The organism is Tamaricihabitans halophyticus (genome assembly GCF_004340875.1).
Lineage (GTDB): Bacteria > Actinomycetota > Actinomycetes > Mycobacteriales > Pseudonocardiaceae > Tamaricihabitans > Tamaricihabitans halophyticus.
In genome coordinates, this window is record NZ_SLXQ01000019.1 from 28,299 (window position 1) to 50,376 (window position 22,078).

General features: G+C 66.1%; 22 protein-coding genes. 6 read left to right on the plus strand and 16 right to left on the minus strand.

Going from position 1 to position 22,078, the window contains the following annotated elements; translation table 11 throughout:
- Positions 1-2: 2 nt before the first annotated feature.
- The 5 genes from pheS to infC form a co-directional block, all read right to left on the minus strand.
- A complete protein-coding gene (pheS, locus tag EV191_RS26405) occupies positions 3-1,070 on the minus strand; it encodes a phenylalanine--tRNA ligase subunit alpha (RefSeq protein WP_132880363.1) in 1,068 nt (355 codons plus the stop codon).
- A 95-nt stretch (positions 1,071-1,165) separates the two neighbouring features.
- Positions 1,166-2,077 (minus strand): TrmH family RNA methyltransferase, encoded by a 912-nt coding sequence (locus EV191_RS26410; RefSeq protein ID WP_132880364.1) that lies wholly within the window; start codon positions 2,075-2,077, stop codon positions 1,166-1,168.
- Positions 2,078-2,107: 30 nt separating this feature from the next.
- Entirely contained in the window at positions 2,108-2,488 is a 381-nt protein-coding gene (rplT, locus tag EV191_RS26415) for a 50S ribosomal protein L20 (protein ID WP_132880366.1), read from the minus strand.
- Between the two features lie 89 nt (positions 2,489-2,577).
- A complete protein-coding gene (rpmI, locus tag EV191_RS26420) occupies positions 2,578-2,772 on the minus strand; it encodes a 50S ribosomal protein L35 (RefSeq protein ID WP_132880368.1) in 195 nt (64 codons plus the stop codon).
- A 55-nt stretch (positions 2,773-2,827) separates the two neighbouring features.
- A complete protein-coding gene (gene infC / locus EV191_RS26425) occupies positions 2,828-3,397 on the minus strand; it encodes a translation initiation factor IF-3 (protein ID WP_132880369.1) in 570 nt (189 codons plus the stop codon).
- A 358-nt stretch (positions 3,398-3,755) separates the two neighbouring features.
- On the opposite strand from infC, the gene EV191_RS26430 reads away from it, so the two are divergent.
- A complete protein-coding gene (locus tag EV191_RS26430; RefSeq protein ID WP_132880371.1) occupies positions 3,756-4,115 on the plus strand; it encodes a DUF1844 domain-containing protein in 360 nt (119 codons plus the stop codon).
- Between the two features lie 50 nt (positions 4,116-4,165).
- Here EV191_RS26430 and EV191_RS26435 read toward each other — a convergent pair whose 3' ends face one another.
- Both EV191_RS26435 and EV191_RS26440 read right to left on the minus strand, forming a co-directional pair.
- Positions 4,166-4,549, minus strand: a complete 384-nt coding sequence (locus EV191_RS26435) for a Rid family detoxifying hydrolase (protein ID WP_132880372.1) — start codon at positions 4,547-4,549, stop codon at positions 4,166-4,168.
- Positions 4,550-4,559: 10 nt separating this feature from the next.
- A complete protein-coding gene (locus tag EV191_RS26440) occupies positions 4,560-5,333 on the minus strand; it encodes an IclR family transcriptional regulator (RefSeq protein WP_132880374.1) in 774 nt (257 codons plus the stop codon).
- A gap of 94 nt (positions 5,334-5,427) precedes the next feature.
- Between EV191_RS26440 and EV191_RS26445 the strand changes: the two genes are divergently transcribed.
- Positions 5,428-6,747, plus strand: coding sequence for an amino acid deaminase (locus EV191_RS26445; protein ID WP_243659247.1), 1,320 nt, complete (start codon positions 5,428-5,430; stop codon positions 6,745-6,747).
- 29 nt (positions 6,748-6,776) lie between these two features.
- Here the strand turns inward: EV191_RS26445 and EV191_RS26450 are convergent, their stop codons facing one another.
- Positions 6,777-7,451 (minus strand): response regulator, encoded by a 675-nt coding sequence (locus tag EV191_RS26450; protein WP_132880375.1) that lies wholly within the window; start codon positions 7,449-7,451, stop codon positions 6,777-6,779.
- Positions 7,448-9,085, minus strand: coding sequence for an ATP-binding protein (locus EV191_RS26455; RefSeq protein ID WP_424565509.1), 1,638 nt, complete (start codon positions 9,083-9,085; stop codon positions 7,448-7,450). Before EV191_RS26455 ends, EV191_RS26450 begins: the two co-directional genes overlap by 4 nt.
- Before the next feature lie 205 nt (positions 9,086-9,290).
- Here EV191_RS26455 and EV191_RS26460 point away from each other — a divergent pair, with 205 nt between their 5' ends.
- Positions 9,291-10,598: a cation:dicarboxylate symporter family transporter gene (locus tag EV191_RS26460; RefSeq protein ID WP_132880453.1), complete on the plus strand. Its 1,308-nt coding sequence runs from the start codon at positions 9,291-9,293 to the stop codon at positions 10,596-10,598.
- Here the strand turns inward: EV191_RS26460 and EV191_RS26465 are convergent.
- Positions 10,559-11,086 (minus strand): SRPBCC family protein, encoded by a 528-nt coding sequence (locus EV191_RS26465; RefSeq protein WP_243659249.1) that lies wholly within the window; start codon positions 11,084-11,086, stop codon positions 10,559-10,561. The two genes, EV191_RS26460 and EV191_RS26465, sit on opposite strands and share 40 nt — an antisense overlap.
- Before the next feature lie 95 nt (positions 11,087-11,181).
- On the minus strand, positions 11,182-14,040 hold the full coding sequence (gene uvrA / locus EV191_RS26470) for an excinuclease ABC subunit UvrA (protein WP_132880377.1): 2,859 nt from the start codon (positions 14,038-14,040) through the stop codon (positions 11,182-11,184).
- A 218-nt stretch (positions 14,041-14,258) separates the two neighbouring features.
- On the opposite strand from uvrA, the gene EV191_RS26475 reads away from it, so the two are divergent.
- The 3 genes from EV191_RS26475 (at position 14,259) to EV191_RS26485 (ending at position 16,654) form a co-directional block, all read left to right on the plus strand.
- The gene (locus EV191_RS26475; RefSeq protein WP_132880379.1) at positions 14,259-14,936 is read left to right on the plus strand and encodes an MBL fold metallo-hydrolase; all 678 of its coding nucleotides are present in this window, start codon (positions 14,259-14,261) and stop codon (positions 14,934-14,936) included.
- Entirely contained in the window at positions 14,915-15,337 is a 423-nt protein-coding gene (locus EV191_RS26480; protein ID WP_132880380.1) for a hypothetical protein, read from the plus strand. The genes EV191_RS26475 and EV191_RS26480 overlap by 22 nt, the downstream gene beginning before the upstream one ends.
- 93 nt (positions 15,338-15,430) lie before the next feature.
- Complete coding sequence (locus tag EV191_RS26485) at positions 15,431-16,654, plus strand: FAD-dependent monooxygenase (protein ID WP_132880382.1); 1,224 nt, start codon at positions 15,431-15,433, stop codon at positions 16,652-16,654.
- 7 nt (positions 16,655-16,661) lie between these two features.
- Here EV191_RS26485 and EV191_RS26490 read toward each other — a convergent pair whose 3' ends face one another.
- From EV191_RS26490 to EV191_RS26510, 5 genes are all read right to left on the minus strand, one after another.
- Positions 16,662-17,114: an FmdB family zinc ribbon protein gene (locus tag EV191_RS26490; protein ID WP_132880383.1), complete on the minus strand. Its 453-nt coding sequence runs from the start codon at positions 17,112-17,114 to the stop codon at positions 16,662-16,664.
- A gap of 17 nt (positions 17,115-17,131) precedes the next feature.
- On the minus strand, positions 17,132-18,421 hold the full coding sequence (locus tag EV191_RS26495) for a hydroxyacid-oxoacid transhydrogenase (protein WP_132880385.1): 1,290 nt from the start codon (positions 18,419-18,421) through the stop codon (positions 17,132-17,134).
- Positions 18,422-18,446: 25 nt separating this feature from the next.
- Positions 18,447-19,259: an N-acyl homoserine lactonase family protein gene (locus tag EV191_RS26500; protein ID WP_132880387.1), complete on the minus strand. Its 813-nt coding sequence runs from the start codon at positions 19,257-19,259 to the stop codon at positions 18,447-18,449.
- Positions 19,260-19,489: 230 nt separating this feature from the next.
- Positions 19,490-20,680, minus strand: a complete 1,191-nt coding sequence (locus EV191_RS26505) for an acyltransferase family protein (RefSeq protein WP_165913111.1) — start codon at positions 20,678-20,680, stop codon at positions 19,490-19,492.
- A 143-nt stretch (positions 20,681-20,823) separates the two neighbouring features.
- Positions 20,824-22,044, minus strand: a complete 1,221-nt coding sequence (locus EV191_RS26510) for a phosphodiester glycosidase family protein (RefSeq protein ID WP_243659250.1) — start codon at positions 22,042-22,044, stop codon at positions 20,824-20,826.
- Positions 22,045-22,078: the final 34 nt, after the last annotated feature.

Below are 22,078 nucleotides of genomic sequence, written 5' to 3' on the forward strand. Positions count from 1 at the left end.
GCTCAGGCCTCCGTTCCGAACGGCAGTGTGAACCGTACATCGCCTTCCACCATGTCCCGCATATCCGGCAAGCCGTTGCGGAACATCAGGGTTCGCTCGATACCCATCCCGAAGGCGAATCCCGAGTAGATGTCGGTATCTACACCGGCGGCACGCAGCACGTTCGGGTTGACCATCCCGCAACCGCCCCATTCCACCCAGCCGGGGCCCCCTTTCTTTTCGGGGAACCAGATATCCACCTCGGCCGAGGGTTCGGTGAACGGGAAGAAGTGTGGCCGGAACCTGGTGACCGATTCGGCGCCGAACATCGCACGGGCGAACGCGTCCAGCGTGCCCCGCAGATGCGCCATCGTCAGTCCCTTGTCCACCGCCAGCCCTTCGACCTGGTGGAACACCGGCGTATGAGTCGGGTCCAGCTCGTCGTTGCGGAACGCGCGCCCCGGACAGACGACGTAGACCGGCAGCTCGCGCTGCAACAGGGTGCGCACCTGTACCGGTGAGGTGTGCGTGCGCAACACCAGGCCGGACGACGGCTCACCCACGTAGAAGGTATCCGTCATCAGACGCGCCGGGTGGTGCTCGGTGTGGTTCAGCGCGTCGAAGTTGAACCATTCGGTCTCCAGCTCGGGACCTTCGGCGACCTCGTAGCCCATCGCCACGAACACATCGGCGACCCGCTCGGCGACCATGGTGACCGGATGGCGCGCGCCGCGCGGTACCCGGTCCCACGGCAGGGTGACGTCGACGGCTTCCTCGCGTAGCACGGTCGAGTCGCGTTCGGCTTGCAGTTCGGCGCGCCGCTTGTCGAAGGCCTCCTGGATACGCTGACGCGTCGCGTTCACCCGCTTGCCGGCCTCGGCCTTGGCCGCCGGCGGCAGGGCACCGATCTCCCGCCGGGCGGTGAGCACCGGTGAACGATCGCCAAGGTGCGCGGGCTTGATCGTGGCGAGCGCGTCCAGGTCAGCCGCGGCACCGAAGGCTTCCATCGCCTTGGTTACCGCATCCTCGAGCGCCTCCGGCGCGAGCTCGGCGACCTGCTTGGGGTCGTACGGGTCATTGGCTCCGGACATCGTGTGCTGGACAACTCCTCGCCGCTAGCGGCCATCAGCGCATACCCGGGGCGCGTGTCAGTCGTCGCAGGTCCGACGACGCGTTCCGGCATACGTCAGTGAATGGTTGACGATCCTAAGTGATCGGCGCCAGGGATATTTCGTGAGGTCGGGGGCTGGGCCCCGGTACTGGTCGCGCGTTGTGCCATCGCGCTGGCGTACAAGCAGACGGCCGCGGCCGTACCGAGGTTCAGGCTTTCCGCCGCACCGTACAACGGAACACCTAGCAGGGCGTCCAGCTGCCCCCTCGTCGACGCGGCCAGCCCGTGTGCTTCGCTACCGAACACCCACGCCGCCCGGTCGGTCAGCAGCTCGCCCGCGTCGTCCAGGGTTCGCTCGGCAGTGCCATCGGCCCCGATCAACCGCAGGCCGGCGGCACGACAGGCGCTGAACGCCTGCTCCGGATCCCGACAGCGCGCGACGGGCAGGTGGAACAGGCTGCCCGTCGAGGCCCGCACGCATTTCCCGTTGTGCGGATCGACCGTATCGCCGGCGAACACCACCGCGTCCGCGCCGGCCGCATCGGCCACCCGAAGTACGGTGCCCGCGTTTCCCGGATCGGCGATATCGACGAGCACCGCCACCAGTCGCGGTGCGGTGCCAGTCGATATGGCTTGCGCCAGCGATACGGTCGGCTGGGCGCAGACCGCCACGATGCCCTGCGGGGTCACCGTTTCCGAACAGGCCGCGGCGGCGCGCTCGGTGATCCGGGAGATCCGTGCCCCGACCTGTTCGGCCAGCCGCACGAGATCCGCATGCTTATTGGCCGCCCGCTCGGTGACGAACAGCTCGTGCATCCGCGCTGGCGCGGTGGCCGCCCAGTCCAGTGCCTCGGAGATCGCCTGGGCGCCCTCGACAAGAAACCGGCCGGTTTCGTCCCTGCCAGCGCGGGTGGTCAGCCGCCGCGCGGCAACGACCCGAGGCGTCCGCTCGGTGAACGGATCGGCCTCGGGTCGTTGATCAGCCATCGTTGGTCGGGCAGCTGGGCAGGTAGCCGCTCACTGGCCCTTCGCGGCCGACTGCGCCGGGGCGTGCTCGCGGGCGACCGCGACCAGCGCGGTGAACGCCTGCGGGTCATTGACCGCGAGCTCGGCCAGGATCTTGCGGTCAACCTCGACCTCAGCGGCCTTGAGGCCCTGGACGAAGCGGTTGTAGGTCATCCCGTTCTCCCGCGCGGCGGCGTTGATCCGGGTGATCCACAGCTGCCGGAAGTCGCCCTTACGAGCGCGGCGGTCCCGGTAGGCGTAGTTCAGCGAGTGAAGGTTCTGCTCCTTCGCCTTGCGGTACAGCCGCGAACGCTGCCCGCGATAACCGCTGGCCAGCTCGAGGGTTGCGCGGCGCTTCTTGTGGGCGTTGACCGCCCGCTTCACGCGTGCCACTAGTTCATCCTGTCAATCTCTCGGGGCGTACGCCGTGGGTGAGGCGTATCGCCCGGGTGGTCAGCGAACTGGAGGGTGCGCTGGGCCGATCAGCGGCCCAGCAAGCGGCGCATCCGCTTGTTGTCGTTGTCGGACACCGCCTCGGTGCCCTCCAACCGGCGGGTCATCTTGCTCGCCTTCTTCTCGAGCAGATGCCGACGCCCGGCCTGCTCCCTGCGCAGCTTGCCGCTACCGGTGACCTTGATGCGCTTCTTGGTCCCGGAGTGCGTCTTGTTCTTCGGCATGTGTCGTCCTTCGATTTCCTGCTTCGGCTGGCGGCTTCGGCACGAGCTTGATCGCTCAGCGCTCCGCCTGCCCCTTGCCGGCCTTGGCCTTCGCCTTGCTCTTGTGCGGTGCCAACACCATGATCATGTTGCGACCGTCCTGCTTCGGATTGGACTCGATGAACCCGAGCTCGGCCACGTCCTCGGCGAGCCGCTGCAGAAGGCGAAAGCCCAGTTCCGGCCGAGACTGCTCACGACCGCGGAACATGATCGTGACCTTGACCTTGTGGCCCTGCTCGAGGAAGCGGGAAACATGCCCCTTCTTCGTCTCGTAGTCATGGGCATCGATCTTGGGACGAAGCTTCTGTTCCTTGATGACCGTGAGCTGCTGGTTACGACGAGACTCACGAGCCTTCTGCGCGCTCTCGTATTTGAACTTGCCGTAGTCCATGAGCTTGCAGACCGGCGGACGTGCCTGCGGCGCGACCTCGACGAGGTCTAGATCCGCTTCCTGGGCGAGCCGGAGCGCATCCTCGATGCGGACGATACCGACCTGCTCGCCGTTCGGTCCGACCAAGCGAACCTCGGGAACACGGATGCGCTCATTGATGCGCGTCTCGGAGCTGATGGGGCCTCCCTGGGTCAAAATGTCGTTGCTACTGCTGTGCCGCGCTTGCCTGGCCGCAGACCAGGGTCGCCGCACGGTGACCGTCGTTTCGCAGTAGCGCCCCATAAAACAACTGAACCCCACCGTCTATTTCGACGTGTGGGGCCCACAAATCCGATCACCCACGGACACGAGGCGTTGACCTGCGTCCCGGGCGTCACGAATCCGCGACCGTGACGGGCTTCCGAGTGCTCGGTTCCGAACGCTCAAAGCTCCCGACTACGCGGAATCGTGTGACCGGACCCGGCCACCTGGTTCGGTGATCCGGGTGGGAGCGGGGCTCCACTTGCGGCCCCCGACAGTTCGGGAGCTGGTCGCTCATGCGAGGGTAACAGACGTGTCAGACGAGCCCGCAGCGCAGTCCCTTGATCAGCCGTCCGTGCGTGAGCTTGCCGAGGTCCCGAGCGTCGAGGTGATCAGCCGCTCGGCGGTGATGCTGATGTCCGCGGCAGCCGAACGGCTTGGGCTGTCCGCGTCGGATCCCGCGGCGAGCCCGAGCCGCGATCTGGACGAAGCGCGCCGCCTGATCACCGCACTGGCCGGCCTCGTGACGGCGAGCGCGGAATACCTTGGGCCGCATGCCGGGCCTCTCCGAGATGGCTTGCAGTCGCTGCAGCGCGCGTTCCGCGAGGAGTCGGTGCTCCCCGACGAACCGGGAAACGGGCCCGGTGAACGCTACACCGGGCCCGTGTACTGACTCGACTACTCCACTCGTGCCAGGCTCTTGCCGGCACGAGCGGCGGAGTTCTAGTCGTCCAGAACGGCGAGCGCGTCGATCTCGACGAGCAGGCCGGGGTTCAGCCCAACGTAAACGGTGGTGCGAGCCGGGAATGGTGCGCTCACCTGCCGCTCATAGACCTCGTTGAACTCGGCGAAGTGCGCGCCATCGGTGAGGTAGGCCCGCATCATCACGACGTCGTCCATGCTGGCTCCGGCCGCGCCGAGGATGGCCCGCAGGTTGTCGAACAACTGGGCGGTCTGTTCAGCGACGGTGTCCCCCGCCGGCTTACCGGTTTTCGGGTCGATCCCGACCTGACCGGCGACCTGCAGGATGTTTCCTTTCCGCACCGCCTGCTGATACGCCGCGACGGGCTTCGGCGCGTCCTCGGTGCTGATCGACACCTTGGCCATCAATTCTCCTTCACCTGTTGGTTTTCTTCTCGGTCCATCCACTACGGGCCGAGGCCTCCTCGGCCGCCGCGAGCAGCTCCGGCACCAGCGCGAGCAAACCGTCCAGATCCAGCAGGACGCCCGGCACCGACAGCGAGATCGCGGCGACCACCATGCCGTCGCCACGCCGTACCGGCGCGGCGACACAGTGGATGAAGTCTTCGTGTTCGGCGTTGTCCACCGCGTAACCGCGTTCGGCCACTCGCGACAGTTCGGCCGCGAAGGCACCTGCATCGGTGATGGTCGTGCCGGTCTTGCGGGAGTAGCTGAGTTCCGCGGCGATCGCGGCGCGGAGCTCAGCTGGTTGGCCAGCCACCAGCACCTTGCCCACCGCGGTGCAGTGCACCGGCGCACGCCGGCCGATCCTGGAATACATCCGAACCGAATGCCGGCCGTCCACTTTGTCGATGCAGACCGCCTCATGAGCTTCCAGACTGGCCAGATGCACGGTATGCCCGGTACGCCGGTTGAGGTCGACCAGCACGGGCTGCGCGACCCGCCGCACGTCCAGCTCGTCAAGCGACTGGTTCGCGAGTTCGAACAGCGCACTGCCGAGCACGTAGTGCCGCGTGTTGACGCGGCGGACGAAATGCCCGGCTTCCAGGGTGCGCAACAGCCGGGACACGGTCGATTTGTGCACGCCAAGCTCCGCTGCCAGCTCGTCGAGGGTCTTGCCGTCCCCCGGGCGCCCTGACTGGGCCAGCTGAGCCAGTACCGCGAGCCCGCGTTCCAGACTCTGGCTCATCGCACTGCCCCCGTCCCACCGGTTCCGCGAATCTCGGCAAACTCCGACTCGCAGCCCTATCATAATGCACCTTGTGCAACGTATATTGCATCCTATGCAACTTGGCATGCAGCCCGGGACCGCAGCCTGTGTCGTCGACCCCAGTGCACTCGAGCGTGCCCGGGCCGAGCGAGTGGACTGGCGGTTCAAGGCGATCCCCAGCGCGATGCACGGACTCACCATCGCCGCCGCCGCGGCTCGACGACCGGACCTGTTCACCGATGGCTTTCTCGGCCCGTTCGTCGTACTCGAGGCCGACGCGCTGGACCACAACCTGCGCGCGATGGCCGACTGGTGCGCGGCGCACGGAATGCTCCTCGCCCCGCATGGCAAGACGACGATGGCGCCGCAACTGTTCGCCAAGCAAGCTGAGCACGGGGCCTGGGCGATTACCGCGGCCAATGCCAGCCAGCTGCGGGTGTACCGGGCGTTCGGGGTATCCCGGATCGTCTTCGCGAACCAACTGGTCGACCCGGCCGCGATTCGCTGGCTCGCCGACGAGTTGGCCGCCGACCTGGCTTTCGAGTTCTGTTGTTGGGTCGATTCGGTGCGCGGGGCGCGACTACTCGCCGACACCCTGCGGGAACACGGCGCGCACCGCCAGGTCGACGTGCTGGTCGAAGTGGAAGGCGGTCGTACCGGCGTCCAGGACGAGTCGACGGCGCTGGACGTGGCCCGAGCGGTTCGCGACAGCCCGGAACTTCGCCTGCTCGGCGTCAGCGGCTACGAGGGCTCGCTTGGCCATGACGCCACCGAACACACGCGGTCCCTCGTCGCCGACTATCTGGAACGGCTTCGGTCAACCACGACCACCCTCGCCTCGCACGGCCTTTTTGACCATCTCGACCAGGTGCTGGTCACTGCTGGTGGGAGCGCGTACTTCGACCAGGTCGCCGACGCGCTGGCCACTGGCTGGCCAGCTGGCCTCGCGGTGCGTCCGGTGCTGCGCAGTGGCGGATACCTCAGCCATGACGACGGTTTCTACCGCGCGACCTCGCCGCTCGGTGCGACTCCGCGGCTGACGGACGCGGCGCCATTTCGCTCGGCGCTGCGCGCCTGGGCGCAGGTGAGTTCGCTGCCGACCGCCGACCGGGCGGTACTGACCATGGGCAAGCGGGACGCCTCGTTCGACGACGGGCTCCCGGAACCACAATGGCGACGCGGCGCATCGGGACTGACCCCGCTCACCGGACATATGGTGCGCGCGATGAACGACCAGCACACCCACCTCGAGCTGCCCGCCGATTCGCCGATCGAGGTCGGCGACTGGGTCGGTTTCGGCCTTTCCCACCCCTGCACGGTCTTCGACAAATGGCCGCTGATTCCGCTTGTCGACGGGGACACGGTGGTGGACTTCATCCGTACCTACTTCTAGTCACCGCGTCTGGGATACCGGTTCGACGATCAGCCATTCACCCGATACCACACCTCGGGGCGACCGACCTGGCCGTACCGATGCTCGCGCTCCGCGAATCCGTTGTCCGCCAGGTATTCCAGGTATCGGCGCGCGGTCACCCTGGACACACCGGTCGCGCTCGCCGTCCCGGTCGCGGTCAGCGAGCCACCGGCGTCGGTGAGCGCCTGGTTGATCGCACTGAGCGTGGTCTCGCTCATGCCGGTGGGCAGCTGTGGCCGGTCAGCACTGCGCAGCACGCCGAATGCCTGGTCGACCTCGGCCTGACCACGAACCGCGCCGGCACCGTCGACGGCATTCCGGAACTTGGCGTAGCGCTCCAGCTTGTCCCGAAGCCCGGGGAACGTGAACGGCTTGAGCAGGTACTGCACCACACCGATGGACACCGCGGCGCGCACTACGGTCAGATCTCGCACGGCGGTCACCACGAGCACGTCGACGATCAGGCCCGCCGCGCGCAGCGCTCGGCAGAAATCGAGCCCATGTACATCGGGCAGGTACAGGTCGAGCACGATCAGGTCGACGGTCTCCCGGTCCAGCGCGCGGCGCGCCTCAGCGCCGGAATGCGCCACGGCAACGGTGTGAAAGCCGCTCACCCGATCCACGTAGCGGCGATGCGCCTCGGCCGCGATCGGATCGTCTTCCACCACCAGCACGCTGATCACGCTGGATCCTCCCGATCCAGCGGGAGCCGCACGCTGAACTCGGTGCCGGTCCCCTGCTCGACCCGCGCTGCCCGCACGATTCCGCCGTGTTTGCGTACCACCTGTCCGACCAGGGCCAGTCCCAGTCCACGGCCGCCGCCCCGCGCGTCCGTGCTGACCTGTTTGGTGGACCAACCACGCTCGAAGGCGGTCGCCATCGCTTCATCCGACATGCCCTGCCCGCTGTCGAGCACCCGCACCAGTAGTTCCTCCGACACGATTCGCACGGCGACCTCCACCCTGGCCCTGCCGGTACTTTCCGCGGCGGCGTCGATCGCGTTGTCCAGCAGGTTACCCAGAACGGTAACCAGGTCTCGGGCGGTTATCCCGGCGACCGGCTCGGCCACCGAGCTCTCCGGCGCGATACGCAACTCGACACCCCGTTCGTTTGCCTGGGCGACCTTACCGAGCAGCAGCGCCGCCAGTACCGGCTCGCTCACCGCTTCGACCACCTGGTCCGTCAACCGCTGAGCCAGGTGCAGCTCCTCGGTAGCGAACTCGATGGCTTCGTCGGTTCGGCCGAGCTCCACAAGCGACACCACCGTGTGCAGCCGGTTGGCGGATTCATGCGCCTGGGAACGCAACGATTCGACGACTGCCTTCACGCTGTGCAACTCGCCGGTCAGTTCCTGGAGTTCGGTGTGATTGCGCAGAGTCACCACATTGCCCATCGGATCTCCCGTTGCCCGCACCGGGGCGGTATTGACGACAACCACGCTGGTATCGGTCACGTGGATCTCGTCGTGCCGCGGCAGTGGATCCAGCATCGACGCGGTGAGCTGAGCCGGCAGGCCGAGCTCGGCGACCGGTGTGCCGTCCGGTTCCTGCTGGATCGCGAGCAGTTCGCGAGCCGCCGCATTGCAGAGCACGACTCGGCCATCCTTGCCGACCAGTACAAGTCCTTCCCGCACCGCGTGCAGAATCGCCTCGTAGTACGAGAACATCCGCGCGAGTTCGGCGGGTGAACGACCCTCGGTGTGCCGGCTGACCCGTCTACTCACCAGGTACGTGCCCAACACTCCGGCGATCAGGACAGCGCCAGCCGTCGCCAGTAGCGGCAGTAGTCGTTCCCGCAGTTCGACGCTGATTGCCCGGACCGTAATGCCGACGCTCACCAGACCGACGATCCGTTCCTGGTCATCGAATACCGGAACAACCGCGCGCATCGACGGTCCGAGTGTGCCGGCGTAGGTCTCGGTGAACGACCTACCCCGTAGCGCCGGCGCGGTGTTACCGAGAAACTGCCGGCCGATCTGCTCCGGGTTGGGATGAGTACGTCGGGTCCCGTCCGGGGCCATGATCGTGATGAAGTCGACCCCGGTGTCTGCCCGCACTCGTTCCGCGTACGGCTGCAGCGGGATCAGCCCACTGCCGGCAAGCGCCTCGCGGACCTGTGGTGTGTCCGCGATCGTTTCGGCCACCGAGGTGACCTCCTCGCGGGCGGCATCCTCGGTCGCGGTGGTGGCGTCCAGGTAGGCGAGCACGGTGCCAGTACTGACCAGTACCCCGACCAGCACCACCTGCAGCAGTAGCAGCTGGCGGGCCAGGCTCCACGGCTTGCGGAATTGTCGCGCGATACGTGCCACGTCCGGTATCGCACCACAATCCCCCGCTCACCCAGTGGGCACGGAGAGATTTCGTGAACGATATGAACACAACGGTGACCGGTCGGACCTGACTGTGGATAGTCACGCTATTCGTTTCGCGCCAATTCCGCGCAGTCCAACCGAGGAGGCAACGGTGCCAACAACGGAAAGCACCGCGCCATCCGAGCCGCCAGCCCGCAAGGGCAGGGACCGGATGCATTTTCTCTATCTGGCCGTGATCGCGGCCGTGGTGCTGGGAATCGCGTTGGGTTTCGCCGCGCCCGATTTCGCCACGCAACTCGAACCGCTCGGCGAAGGATTCGTCGCGCTGATCAAGATGATGATCGCGCCGATCATCTTTTGCACCATCGTGCTAGGTATCGGCTCGGTCGCCAAGGCCGCGAAGGTCGGCAAGGTCGGCATGCTCGCGCTGGGGTATTTCATCGCGATGTCCACGCTCGCGCTGGTGATCGGGCTGGTCGTCGGTAATATCCTGCACCCGGGTGAGGGTCTGCATCTGAATCCCGAGGCTGCCGCCGAAGCACAGGCGGAAGCCAAGGGTGGCGAGGGCACCGTGGACTTCCTGCTCGGCATCATTCCGGAAAGCCTGGTGTCCGCCTTTACCGAAGGATCGGTCCTACAGACCCTGCTGGTCGCTTTGCTCGCGGGGTTCGCTCTGCAGAAACTCGGGCCGGCGGGAAAGCCGATTCTGCGCGGTATCGAACATCTGCAGCGGCTGGTCTTCCGCATCCTGGCGATGATCATGTGGGCCGCCCCGGTCGGCGCGTTCGGCGCGATCGCGGCTGTTGTCGGCAACACCGGATGGGACGCGCTCACCAGCCTCGCCGTCATCATGTTCGGCTTCTACGCGACCTGCCTGCTGTTCATTTTCGGCGTACTCGGCACGGTGCTGTGGCTGGGCGCGCGGGTGAACATCTTCCGGCTGCTGCGGTATCTGGGCCGCGAGTTCCTGCTCATCGTTTCCACCTCGTCGTCCGAGTCCGCGCTGCCCAGATTGATCGCGAAGATGGAGCACCTTGGGGTGAGCAAGCCTGTCGTGGGGATCACCGTGCCCACCGGCTACTCGTTCAACCTCGACGGCACGGCGATCTACCTGACCATGGCTACGCTGTTCATCGCCGCGGCGCAGGATCAGCCGCTGAGCATCGGCGAGCAGATCTCGCTGCTGTTCTTCATGATCATCGCGTCGAAGGGCGCGGCGGGCGTGAGTGGCGCGGGCATCGCGACCCTTGCCGGCGGTCTGCAATCGCATCGCCCCGAACTGGTGGATGGCGTAGGGTTCATACTGGGAATCGACCGGTTTATGTCCGAAGCACGCGCGTTGACCAATTTCGCCGGTAACGCAGTCGCTACCGTGCTGATCGGGACCTGGACGAGAGAGTTCGATACGAGCAAGGCGAAGGAGGTCTTCGCCGGTCGTGATCCATTCGACGAGACCACGATGCTCGACGATCACTCGGATCAGGAGTCCGCCCCACCACCAGAACCAGCGAAGGTCTGAGCCGGGCCCCGCAGATGGCGCCGGAAACCACGCTGACCGCGACGCATCATCGCCGTGTGATTTGCCCGCAACAACGGTCGCGCGATTGGCGCGACTCTGCGGAGCAGTTGCTTCCGCACGACGACTTCCTGCGCGATGGAAAGCCTGGTCCGCGCGCCATGCCGGGCCGGCCGGCGACGATCGCGATGCTCGAACACGTCCAGCTCGCATCCGATGTAGCCCTCGAGGTCGCCACTGAGCGCCAAGCGAAGTCGGCCACCGTGCTCGTCCTGTTCGGCGCGAGTGGCCCGCAGCACCAGCTGATACGGAAGCACTGAACGACACACCAACTCGGCGGTGTTCGAGTCGATCGCCGTAACCGAGCGCACATCTGCCCACCACGTCGGGTAGGTACCGATATCGACCAAGGCACCGAACACCGTACCTGGGTCGACCGGAACCACCCAGGTGGCCGTGAATCGATAGCGGTTCAGCTGGTCGCCAAGCACGGTCCAATTCTACGGCTACTGTGGCCGCGCACCACGTGCCAACGAACCTGGCCGGCGGGTGGCGCCGACCGCGCCTACCCGGCCGGCCAGGTGGATCAGGCGTTCAGGATCGGATGCAGGAACTGTCCTGTGTAACTCTCGTCTGCGTCCGCGACGGATTCCGGTGTCCCTTCGGCCACGACCATGCCGCCCCCGGAGCCGCCTTCTGGTCCCATATCGACGATCCAGTCCGAGGTCTTGATGACATCGAGGTTGTGCTCGATGACGATCACGGTGTTTCCCTTGTCCACCAAGCCATGGATGACACCGAGGAGTTTGCGGATATCGTCGAAGTGCAGACCGGTGGTCGGCTCATCGAGCACGTACACCGTCTTGCCCGTGGACCGCTTCTGTAGCTCGCTGGCCAACTTGACGCGCTGCGCCTCGCCGCCGGACAGGGTCGGTGCCGGCTGACCGAGTCGGACGTAGCCGAGCCCGACGTCGACCAGTGTTTTGAGGTGCCGGTGAATCGCCTTGATCGGTTCGAAAAACTCAGCGGCTTGTTCGATGGGCAGATCGAGCACTTCGGCGATCGTTTTGCCCTTGTAGTGCACCTCAAGGGTTTCCCGGTTGTATCGCGCTCCCTTGCACACCTCACATGGCACGTAGACGTCGGGCAGGAAGTTCATCTCGATCTTGATGGTGCCGTCGCCGGCGCATGCCTCGCAGCGGCCACCCTTGACGTTGAACGAGAATCGGCCCGGTTGGTAGCCACGGACCTTTGCCTCGGTCGTTGCCGCGAACAGTTTCCGAATATGGTCGAACACCCCGGTGTAGGTCGCGGGGTTGGACCGCGGCGTGCGACCGATGGGCGACTGGTCGACCTGCACCAGTTTGTCGACCAGGTCGAGGCCTTTGATCCGGGTGTGCCTACCGGGCACCTGCCGCGCACCGTTGAGCTTGTTCGCGAGCACGGTGGCCAGGATGTCGTTCACCAAGGTCGATTTACCGGAGCCGGACACGCCGGTCACCGAGATCAAACAGCCGAGCGGGAAACCCACCTCGATGCCGCGCAGGTTGTGTTCACGGGCGCCAACCACGGTGAGCTTGCGCTTCCGATCGACCGGCCGGCGGATCTCGGGTATGTCGATTTCCCTGCGGCGAGCGAGATAGTCCCCGGTCAGCGAGTTCTTCGCCTTCAGCAGCTTCTTGACCGGCCCGCTGTGCACAATATGTCCACCGTGCTCACCGGCGCCCGGTCCGATGTCGACGATCCAGTCGGAACCGCGGATGGTGTCCTCGTCGTGTTCCACCACGATGAGGGTGTTTCCCAGATCCCGCAGCCGGGTGAGCGTCTCGATCAGCCGGTGGTTGTCCCGCTGGTGCAGGCCGATGGACGGCTCGTCGAGTACATAGAGCACACCCACGAGGCCGGAACCGATCTGGGTGGCCAGCCGGATTCGTTGCGCCTCACCGCCGGAAAGCGTCCCCGCCGCACGGTCCAGGGAGAGATAGTTGAGGCCGACGTCCAGCAGGAAGCGCAGGCGCGCGTCGATCTCCTTGAGTACCGCGCCCGCGATCATGGCTTCCCGCTTGCCCAGCACCAAGCCGGAGACGAACTCGGCGCATTCGGCAACGCTCAGCGCACACACTTCCGCGATGGACCGCGGGCCCTGGCTTTCGTGTTCGAGCGTCACGGCGAGGATCTCCGGCTTGAGCCGACTCCCCTGGCACGCTGGACAGGCCACGTCGCGCATATAGCCTTCGTAGCGTTCCCGCATATAGTCCGAGTCGGTCTGTTCCTGCCTGCGCTCGAGAAACGGGATCACGCCTTCGAAGTTGGCGTAGTACGAGCGTTGCCGGCCGTAGCGGTTCCGGTATCGCACGTGTACCTGTTCGTTGACCCCGTACAGCACGGCCTTCTGCGCTCTGGCCGTCAACCTCCGCCACGGGGCGTCCATCCGGAATCCGATGGTCTCGGCGAGGGATTCAAGGAGTCGCTGGAAGTAGTCCGCGCTCTGACCGCCAGCCCAGGGCTGGATCGCGCCGTCCGCGAGGGACAGCTCGTCGTCCGGGACGATCAGCTCGGGATCGACCTCCTTGCGCGAGCCGATACCAGTGCATTCCGGGCAGGCACCGTACGGCGAGTTGAAGGAGAACGAACGCGGTTCGAGATCCTCGACGGTGAGCGCATGACCATTCGGACAGGCGAGATGTTCGGAGAAGCCGCGAATGCGGTGCGGGTCGTTTTCGGCGAGCTCGACGAACTCCAGCTCGACCAGTCCATCGGCGAGGCGCAACGCCGTCTCGACCGAGTCGGTGAGGCGTTGCTTTGCGCTCGACTTCACCGTGAGCCGATCGATCACCACCGCGATCTCGTGCTTCTCCTGCTTCTTGAGCTTGGGCGGCTCGGTCAGCGAGTGGATCGCGCCGTCGACACGAACCCGGGAATAGCCCTGGCTCTGCAGCTGGGCGAACAGATCAACGTACTCCCCCTTGCGGCCGCGCACGACCGGGGCGAGCACCTGGAACTTGGTGCGCTCCTCCATCGCAAGCACCTGGTCCACGATCTGCTGCGGAGTCTGCTTGCTGATCGCTTCGCCGCATTGTGGGCAGTGCGGTTTGCCCGCGCGGGCGAACAACAATCGAAGGTAGTCGTAGATCTCGGTGATCGTGCCGACCGTGGAGCGCGGATTCCGGCTCGTCGATTTCTGGTCGATCGACACCGCCGGCGAGAGGCCCTCGATGAAGTCCACGTCCGGTTTGTCCATCTGGCCGAGGAACTGGCGCGCGTAGGCGGAGAGCGATTCGACGTATCGTCGCTGTCCCTCGGCGAAGATCGTGTCGAACGCGAGGCTCGACTTACCAGACCCGGACAGTCCGGTGAACACGATCAAGCTGTCCCTCGGCAGGTCGAGGTCTACGCTGCGCAGATTGTGTTCGCGCGCACCGCGAACGACAAGGCGGTCGGCCACGCCGAATCCCCTTCACATGGTGTGCCACATGCCACGTGCTAGCCACACGCGCATGGCTGTTCAGACTCCCGGGCCCCATGCTAGAACCGGCCCCCGACAAAATCGCGCCCGCATCTCCGCGGTGGCTTCGACCTGCGGTTGCACCCGGCCAAAGTCCCGGCAATGACCCAACGGTAGCTCAGTGGCCGGTACGCCGGGTCAGCTACTACGGTAGCGCTGTGGATGTGGTCGAGGAATACACCGGACATGTGGAACAAGGCGGCCCGGCCGCGCGCCGCACGCTGGCCGCGCTGACGATCAGTAAGTTGTCCGTAGGGCCGATGGACAACAACACGTACTTGTTGGTCTGCCGGAATACGAACGAAGCGCTGTTGATCGACGCCGCGAACGAACCGGAGCGGATCTCCGATCTGATCGGGCACGACAACGACCGGCCGACGTTGCGCACCGTGGTCACCACGCATCAGCACGGGGACCACTGGCAGGCCCTTGGTGCGGTAGCCGGCGCGAATGGCGCGAACACGGTGGCGCATCCGGCTGACGCCGAGCCGTTGCCGGTGCCGCCGGACCAGCTGGTGGAGCACGGCGATACGGTCACGGTGGGTGACTGCACTCTTGAGGTGATCCACCTGCGCGGACATACTCCGGGATCGATCGCGCTGGTGTACCGCGATCCGGCCGGGCATCCCCATCTGTTCACTGGCGACAGTCTGTTCCCCGGCGGCGTGGGTAAGACCTGGTCGCAGGAGGACTTCGACTCGCTGATCGCCGATGTGGAAACTCGGTTGTTCGACACCCTGCCCGAGGACACCTGGTTCTATCCCGGACACGGCGACGACTCGACGCTCGGCACGGAGCGCCCGAAGCTGGCCGAATGGCGCGAGCGCGGCTGGTGACCGACCTCGCCGAGCACGTCCTCGCGGAGGTCGAACGACAGCATGCGCGGCTGGCCCGCTGGCTGGGCACCGATTGCGGCTCGGAGGTGTTGGACGAGCTACGGCGGTCGCACCTGCCGCAGTTCGAGATCATCACCATCGACGGTCACCTGCTGCGTGTTGACCAACTGTTCGACGGCCTGGCCGGCGCGGGCAACGCCGCCCCTGGACTTCGGATCGACATCGATGAGATCGGCATTGTCGCCCAGACCACCGACCTTGTCACGGTGCGGTTCCGGGAAACGCATTCGCGTGCCGGCGACGTCAGCCAGCGGCTCGTCACCGCGGTGCTACGCAAGGACGCTGGAGCCCCGCACGGACTGCGCTGGCAATACGTACACGAGACGGCCGTCCGCCACTGAGTCGTGCCACGTGCCCGCGTTCTTTCAGGTTGGCGAGTCTGTCGAGTTGGCAACTCGCCGCCGCACCGGCACCGAACCCACTAGGGTGGCCAGGTGCCCAGAGTGCTGATCATCGGTGGCGGCATCGCCGGAACCGCGGCGGCGATGGCATTGCACAAGGCCGGCGAGGACGTCGCGGTGTACGAAGCCTGCGCTTCGGGCGGAGCGGACGCGGGCGCGTTCCTCACCGTAGGGGCTAACGGAATGCTGGCGCTGACACAGCTCGATGCCGCCGATGCCGTACGCGAGGCCGGCTTCCCGCTGTCCACAATGGATCTCCGGGACGACAAGGGTAAGCCCATCGCCAACGTGCCGCTACGCGGTCCGCATGGTGCCACGCCGGGGCACCACCACCTGCGGCGCGCCGCGCTTTACCGCGTGTTGCAACAACGGGCGATCGAGCTCGGCATCCCAGTGGTGCACGGTAAACGGCTCACCGACGTCCACGTATCGGACGCCGCCGTCACGGCGACGTTCGCGGATGGCAGCAGCGCTACGGGCGAACTGCTGATCGGCGCGGACGGGCTGCACTCCAGCGTTCGGCCAATCATGCACCCCACCGCTGCCGGACCCGCCTACGCCGGACAGCAGGTGTGCTACGGCTATACCAGGACCGCGAGCCCACCCGCCGATCCGGCGACGTTCCATATGATCAGGGGGCGCAACGGTTCGTTCGGCTACACGGTCTCGCCCGAAGGTGAAACCTGGTGGTTCGCCAGAACCCCCGGCCAGGAACTGCACCCGGACCAACTCACCGCCAGCCCGGAGCGCTGGCGCGACCGCCTCATCGAGGAGTTCCGCCAAGACCGGACACCCGCCGCTGACATCGTCGGCCACACCACCGCCGAGTTGTTCGTCGACAACATCTACCACCTGCCCGATGCCCCCTGGCTGGCCGGACCGATGGTACTGATCGGCGACGCGGCACATGCGGCGTCGCCCGCCTCCGGCCAGGGCGCGTCCATGGCACTGGAGGACGCGGTGATGCTCGGTAAGGCCCTCCGCGATCTGCCGACCCACGACGAGGCCGTCGCCTGCTATGAGCTACTTCGCCGCGCCAGAGTCAACCGCGTCATCTCCAGCGGTGCCCGGCTGACCCCGGCCAAGATGCCGAATGCGCTACAACGCACCGTGCGCAACGCCAGATCGCGGAGGCAGTGGAAACCGAACGCGGAGCCAGCCGACCGGGATTGGCTTTTCGACTACCCGCTCGACTGGACGATTCCGGTAGATCACGAGTTGGCCCGACAGACCGATCAGCTACAGCGATCCGACTGACCAAACCTCACGAGGCGGCGTGGCCGTGCCCGTGCGCGTGGCCGTGCCCGTGTCCATGGAAGTGGCCATGGCCGCCAGCCTTGGGCGCTTCCTTTCCGCCGTCGCCGGGTAACGGATCGCCGGCACGCAATGGCTTGTCGTGGTATCTGCCCTCATGCGCGAGAACTGGACGGGTATCCCCGGCCAGCTCCGGGTGCCGCTGCTCCAGCCGCTGGCGCTGATCCCAGTCGCGACGCAGTTTGGTCACGTACTCCCGGTTGCCGTTGTAGGTACCCCGCCAGGTCTGCGGCATTTCCTCGCGCGCCAGTCCGGCGCCTGCCTTCCCGAGCACCGCCGCAGCCGACGGCAACTTCGCCGGCTCGGCGCCGCAGTCCGGGCAACCGGGAGCCGGCGCCTCGGGATGCGGCTGTAGCTTCTCGAAGCGCAGCCCGCAGGCACAGCGGTACTCGTAGATCGGCATGTCACCCCACCCTTCGGCTACCAGTTCTGCACGGATCGGCGCAGGATCTCCGCGATTTCCTCCTCACCAGCCGGACGCGGGCACGTCGCGAGCAGCCGCTGCTGTTTCATGGTGCCCGGTACCAGGTCCGGGATATCCGCCTCGGTGTACCCGACCGCGCCGATCCCGTTCGGGATGTCGATATCCCGCATGAGATCCACCAAGACCTGAGGTAAGCGCTCGGCCGGTTCGTCCGCCAGTGCTCCGCCGCCAGAAAGCAACTCCGCGGCATGCTGATGCCGTTCGGGCGCGGCCGAGTAGGTGAACCGGAACGCCTCCGGCGCGGTCAATGACACGGACTGACCATGCGGAACCATCGGTTCGTCCGGCGGGTAACCAGCCGGTACATAGTCCTTGACCATCCCGGCGATGGGATAGGCGTTCGCGTGCGGGATATGCACGCCGGAGTTGCCGAACCCCATACCCGCGAAGGTCGCCGCCATCATCATGTCCGTCCGGGCCGCAAGGTCCTCCGCGCCACTGCGCACCGCACGCCGAAACGACCGCGCGAGCAAGCTCAGCGCCTGCTGGCACCACAGGTCGGACACCGGATTCGCCCCACAGTAGGTGACCCGTTCCTCCGGCTGTTTCCTGGGCAGCGTTCGGTAGTCCCGCGCGGTGTAGGACTCGAGGGCATGGCAGACCACGTCCATCCCACTCGCCGCCGTGACCTCCGGCGGCACACTCATCGTCAGCAGCGGGTCGACGACCGCCATGGTCGGCCGCAGCCGCCAGTGGCTGATACCGGTCTTCACCTTCATGGACAGGATGTCGAGCACGCACATCGCCGTGCTCTCCGAGCCGGTACCCGCCGTGGTCGGCACCGCGACAAGCGGTTTGAGCGCTCCGGCCGGCGTTTTCGCCAGCCCGATCGGCTTGTTCACGTAGTCCATCAGTTCGCCGGGGTGGCTAGTCAGCAGGTTGACCGCCTTCGCCGTATCGATCGCCGATCCCCCACCAACGGCCACGAACGCGTCCCACGGACCCTGCTCGCGGGCGTAGCCCACCGCTTTGGCGAAACTGTCGTCGGTGGGTTCAACGTGCACCCCGTCAAATACCTCGGACACCATCTCGTAGCGCCGCAGGCTATCCGCGATCCGCAGCGGTATCCCGGTGGAGGCGACCCCCGAATCGGTCACGATCAGCACGCGGCGCACGCCGTGCTGGGCAAGATCGAAACCGATCTCGTCGGCTGCGCCCGCGCCGAATTTCAACGGGGGCGCACCCCAGGTAAAGATCGTTTCCTCGGTGAGCTCAGGAGTGGTCATCTTCGACACCGCGCCTTTCCACTGATCAGGTGTAGTACCCGTCTGGCGCGGTGCGCAGCTGGTGGATCTGATCTGGATCGTGGCCGAACACCATGGTCGCGTTCGTGCGCTCCGCGACCCCGCGCAGCTTCTCCACCGAGTCGTAGAACTGCTCCAGATTGTTGACGATCGCCGCCGGCACGGTGGGCGGCCCATAGCTGTCGCCCATGTACACCGCATCCGAGGTGAAGATCATCGTTCCGGTGTCTGGCAGATCGACCTGCATGGACATACAGCCAGGGGTGTGTCCCGGCGTCTGCAGCAAGGTCACCCCCGGCAGGAACTCGGTGTCCCCCGAAACGGTCTCGAACTCGAGATCCTCGTAATCCGCCTTCAGGTGCGCGCCCTGGAAGGCACCTTCGAAGCCGAAGGCGAACTCCTTTTCCTTGTCACTGCAGACCAACGTGGCTTCGCTGTTCTTGAACAGGTTGGCGTTACCGGCGTGGTCGAAGTGCAGATGGGACAGCACCACATAGTCGATATCACCCGGCTGGAGGTCCAGCTGTTCGAGTCGGGAATGCAGGTACTCGTCCTCGGTTGCCGCGTCATACGGGAAGAACTCCTGCAACCCGGTCGGCTCCCAGCGCTGTTCCCAGTCCGGCGGGCAGGATGTGTCCCACAGCAGCTTGCCATCCGGCGTATCGACCAGCACGCAGTGGCTGGGCACTTCCGTCCATGGCGCTGGTTGGTCCCGGTTGGCTCGACGCTGAATGGTCTTCCCCGGAGCCAGCAGCAACCAGGTCAGATCCGCGTGCATAGCACCGGTATGCAGAATGCTTACCTTCGTCGGCGCGGCCATGTGCACTCCCTTCCGCGGGCGGGCTCCTCGACGGAGATCCGCAACGGTCGAGCCTTGCGAGATCCGGATATCCAAATGGCAAATCGCTTGCTGGCAGGCCCGCGCACAGCGGCCTGCGATTGGTCGACAACAACGTCTCGTCACGCGAATTCACTGTCAGCACATCTCACAGTAGCGACCGTGGATGTGAAGTCAACCACAATGGACGGCGACTCGGAGCGGAACGAGTCCTAGCGTGCGGGCGCCTGCCGATGCCGGATCCGACGGGTGAGTAGCCGGCCCGCCGGGCGCTCCACCACCACGGTGAGCAACCAACCAGCCACGACGGCCGCGCCGAAGATGACGACCAGCCGTGGCCAGGGGCCTACCCCGAGATCGGCGAGCAGGCGCGCGAGTACGTAACCGAGCTGCTGCTGTACCAGATACACGCCAAAGGTAATGCCAGCCAGCCAGCGCAGCTGCGCGCGGAATCGCACGAACACCGGAAACATCCAGTCGGGACCGCTCGCCGCCTTGGCGACAAGCAGTACGAACACCCCGAACGCGAGCATCACCGGCAGGTTGATCTCGGACAGATCAGGACTGCTGACGAACTGCGCGGTTGTCACCACCAGCGTCAGCGCCACCAGATGTCGCGTGCCCATCCGGCCGTTCGACCACAACCAGATGGCCACACCGACGGCGAACAACCGCGCGTAGCTGAGCCCGAGTCCGCTGACGGCGGGCGCTACCCATTCGCGCACCGTGTCGAACGGATGCATGGCGACCGGGAGCAGTAGCGGGATCACGATCATCGCCCAGAGCAGCCAGAAGATCCGCGCACCCCGTACCAGGCGGCGCGGAAACAACATGGCCGCCGCCGCGAAGGCGAGCACCTGAATCGGCATCGTCCAGTACGACGGATCGACCCAGTGGAAATCCGCTGACCACGGCACGATCATGGCGAGGTTGGTCCCGAGATCGAGCGGTGTAGGGAGATACCACGGACGCACCCCCTCGGCCGGCCCATCGACGCTGATCGGATCCGCGAACATTGTCCCGAGGAACCCACCGGGAAAGGTGAGGCCGTTGAACCCGGCTACGGCATAACGGGTGAGTCCATAGGTCAGCAGCACCGCGACGACAAAGGTCGGCAGTAATCGCGCGCACCGGTGCCAGAGCCACCGAGTGGGCCGCGCGCGCCGGATCGTCACGCAGACGAAATACGCCGAGACGACCATCAGCCCTGCCGCGCCGAACGGGAGGTTGCTGCGCGGGAAGTACTCCCCCAGCTCTGGATGTATCCGTGGTCCGGAACTCGTTACGTGGCCGAGGATCACGAAGAAGACGGCGACGACCCGGACGACATCCCAACTGATTCGCCGCGAGGACGGGGCGGCCTCGCCGGCGCCAACAGGGGACAGATCTGACGACGCGGACAATCTGATCCCCAGTAGGCATTTCGGGCGGACACGGTCGAGTGAGAGTACCCGGCGCACCGCGCCAGCACCGCATCCGCCCAAGCACTGGCGTAGCCGCAGGGGCGGACGTGCTCGTTGCCGCCGCCCAGCACCCGCCCGCTCAGTTACCCGCCCACGCGTATCCCGATGCCGTTGGCCACCGACCGCTCGGCGCCATCCGAAGGATCATTGCGTACCGTGACCTTGTCCGCGCCGGATTCCCGTGCGACGAGCGTCGAGGAGCCGCCGCCATCCAGGTTCACGGCGGCGGCCGCACCCAGATCCACCTGCAGATCGGCCAGTTCCGCGATACTCATTCCCACGCTGGATCCCGACCGACCGTCCACGGTCGCCAGGTACACGGTCTTGCCATCCGCACTGACGCCGGCCGAAGTACGCGGCGCCAAGGTGCCGGTATCCAGGTCAGGCAACGCCGAACCATCCCGCAGGATCGGCGCGCCACCGACCGCGAAGTCGAGGTCCGTGCCATCGGCCGATTCGAGTTGATAGTCCACGGTGACCTTGTCCCCGACGGCAAGCTCGCCGAGCTCCGCCGCGCCCTGTTCCCTGCCGACCAGCACCACGGAATCCTCCGCGATGTCTCCGGAGCCAGGTTCGTCGGCGGTATCAGTGACCTCCCCGCCGGTGATCGTGACCTCCGCGGTTTCCGAACTGCACGGTGCCTGTCGATCGGTATCCGTGCCGCAGGTCGCCCGCATCCGGGACGCCGTGCCCCAGTCGCTGGTGAATGCGCCGATACCGTCCACCGCGATCGCGTACTGGTTCAGTCCTGCGAGGTCGAAATTGCCCTTGTCGCCTTGCACGCTGCCCGCAAGGGTCAGCGTATCGACCCGTGCCGCACCGTCGGCGCCGACCGCGAAGACATCCTTGGTCGATGTGCCCTCGGCCAAGCCTGGGCCGAACCGCTGACCGTCTGGCACCGCGGCCTTGAGCTGGTTGCCGTTCGCGATCACGGGGCCTACCGGCGCGCTCGTCGCCGGCGCCGGGTCGTGTTCCTGGGTGATATTGAAGAAGTCCGCGTTCACCCCGCCGACCGCCCCAGCCGAATCCGCCATCGCCGAGACGGCCTCCCCTGCCGCGATCTCGCCCGGATACAGCAGGTCGAGCGCGACCCCGGACTGCCCCAGCTCGGCGGTCAACACGTGGGCCACCACCGAACCGTTGTCCGTGGACAGTTCCATCCGCTCATAGCTGACTCCCGGCGCTATTTCCTCGACCGCGTTCGCCGGTTGTGTCGCGGCAGCGGCCGGTGTCAGCAGCGAGCCGAGTAGCAGGGCCGCGACCGGCGCGCCGGTCGCCCGCAGCAAGGTGGTGGAGGTCGGCACGAGGCACCCCATTTCCGGAGAAGATCAGGTCAAT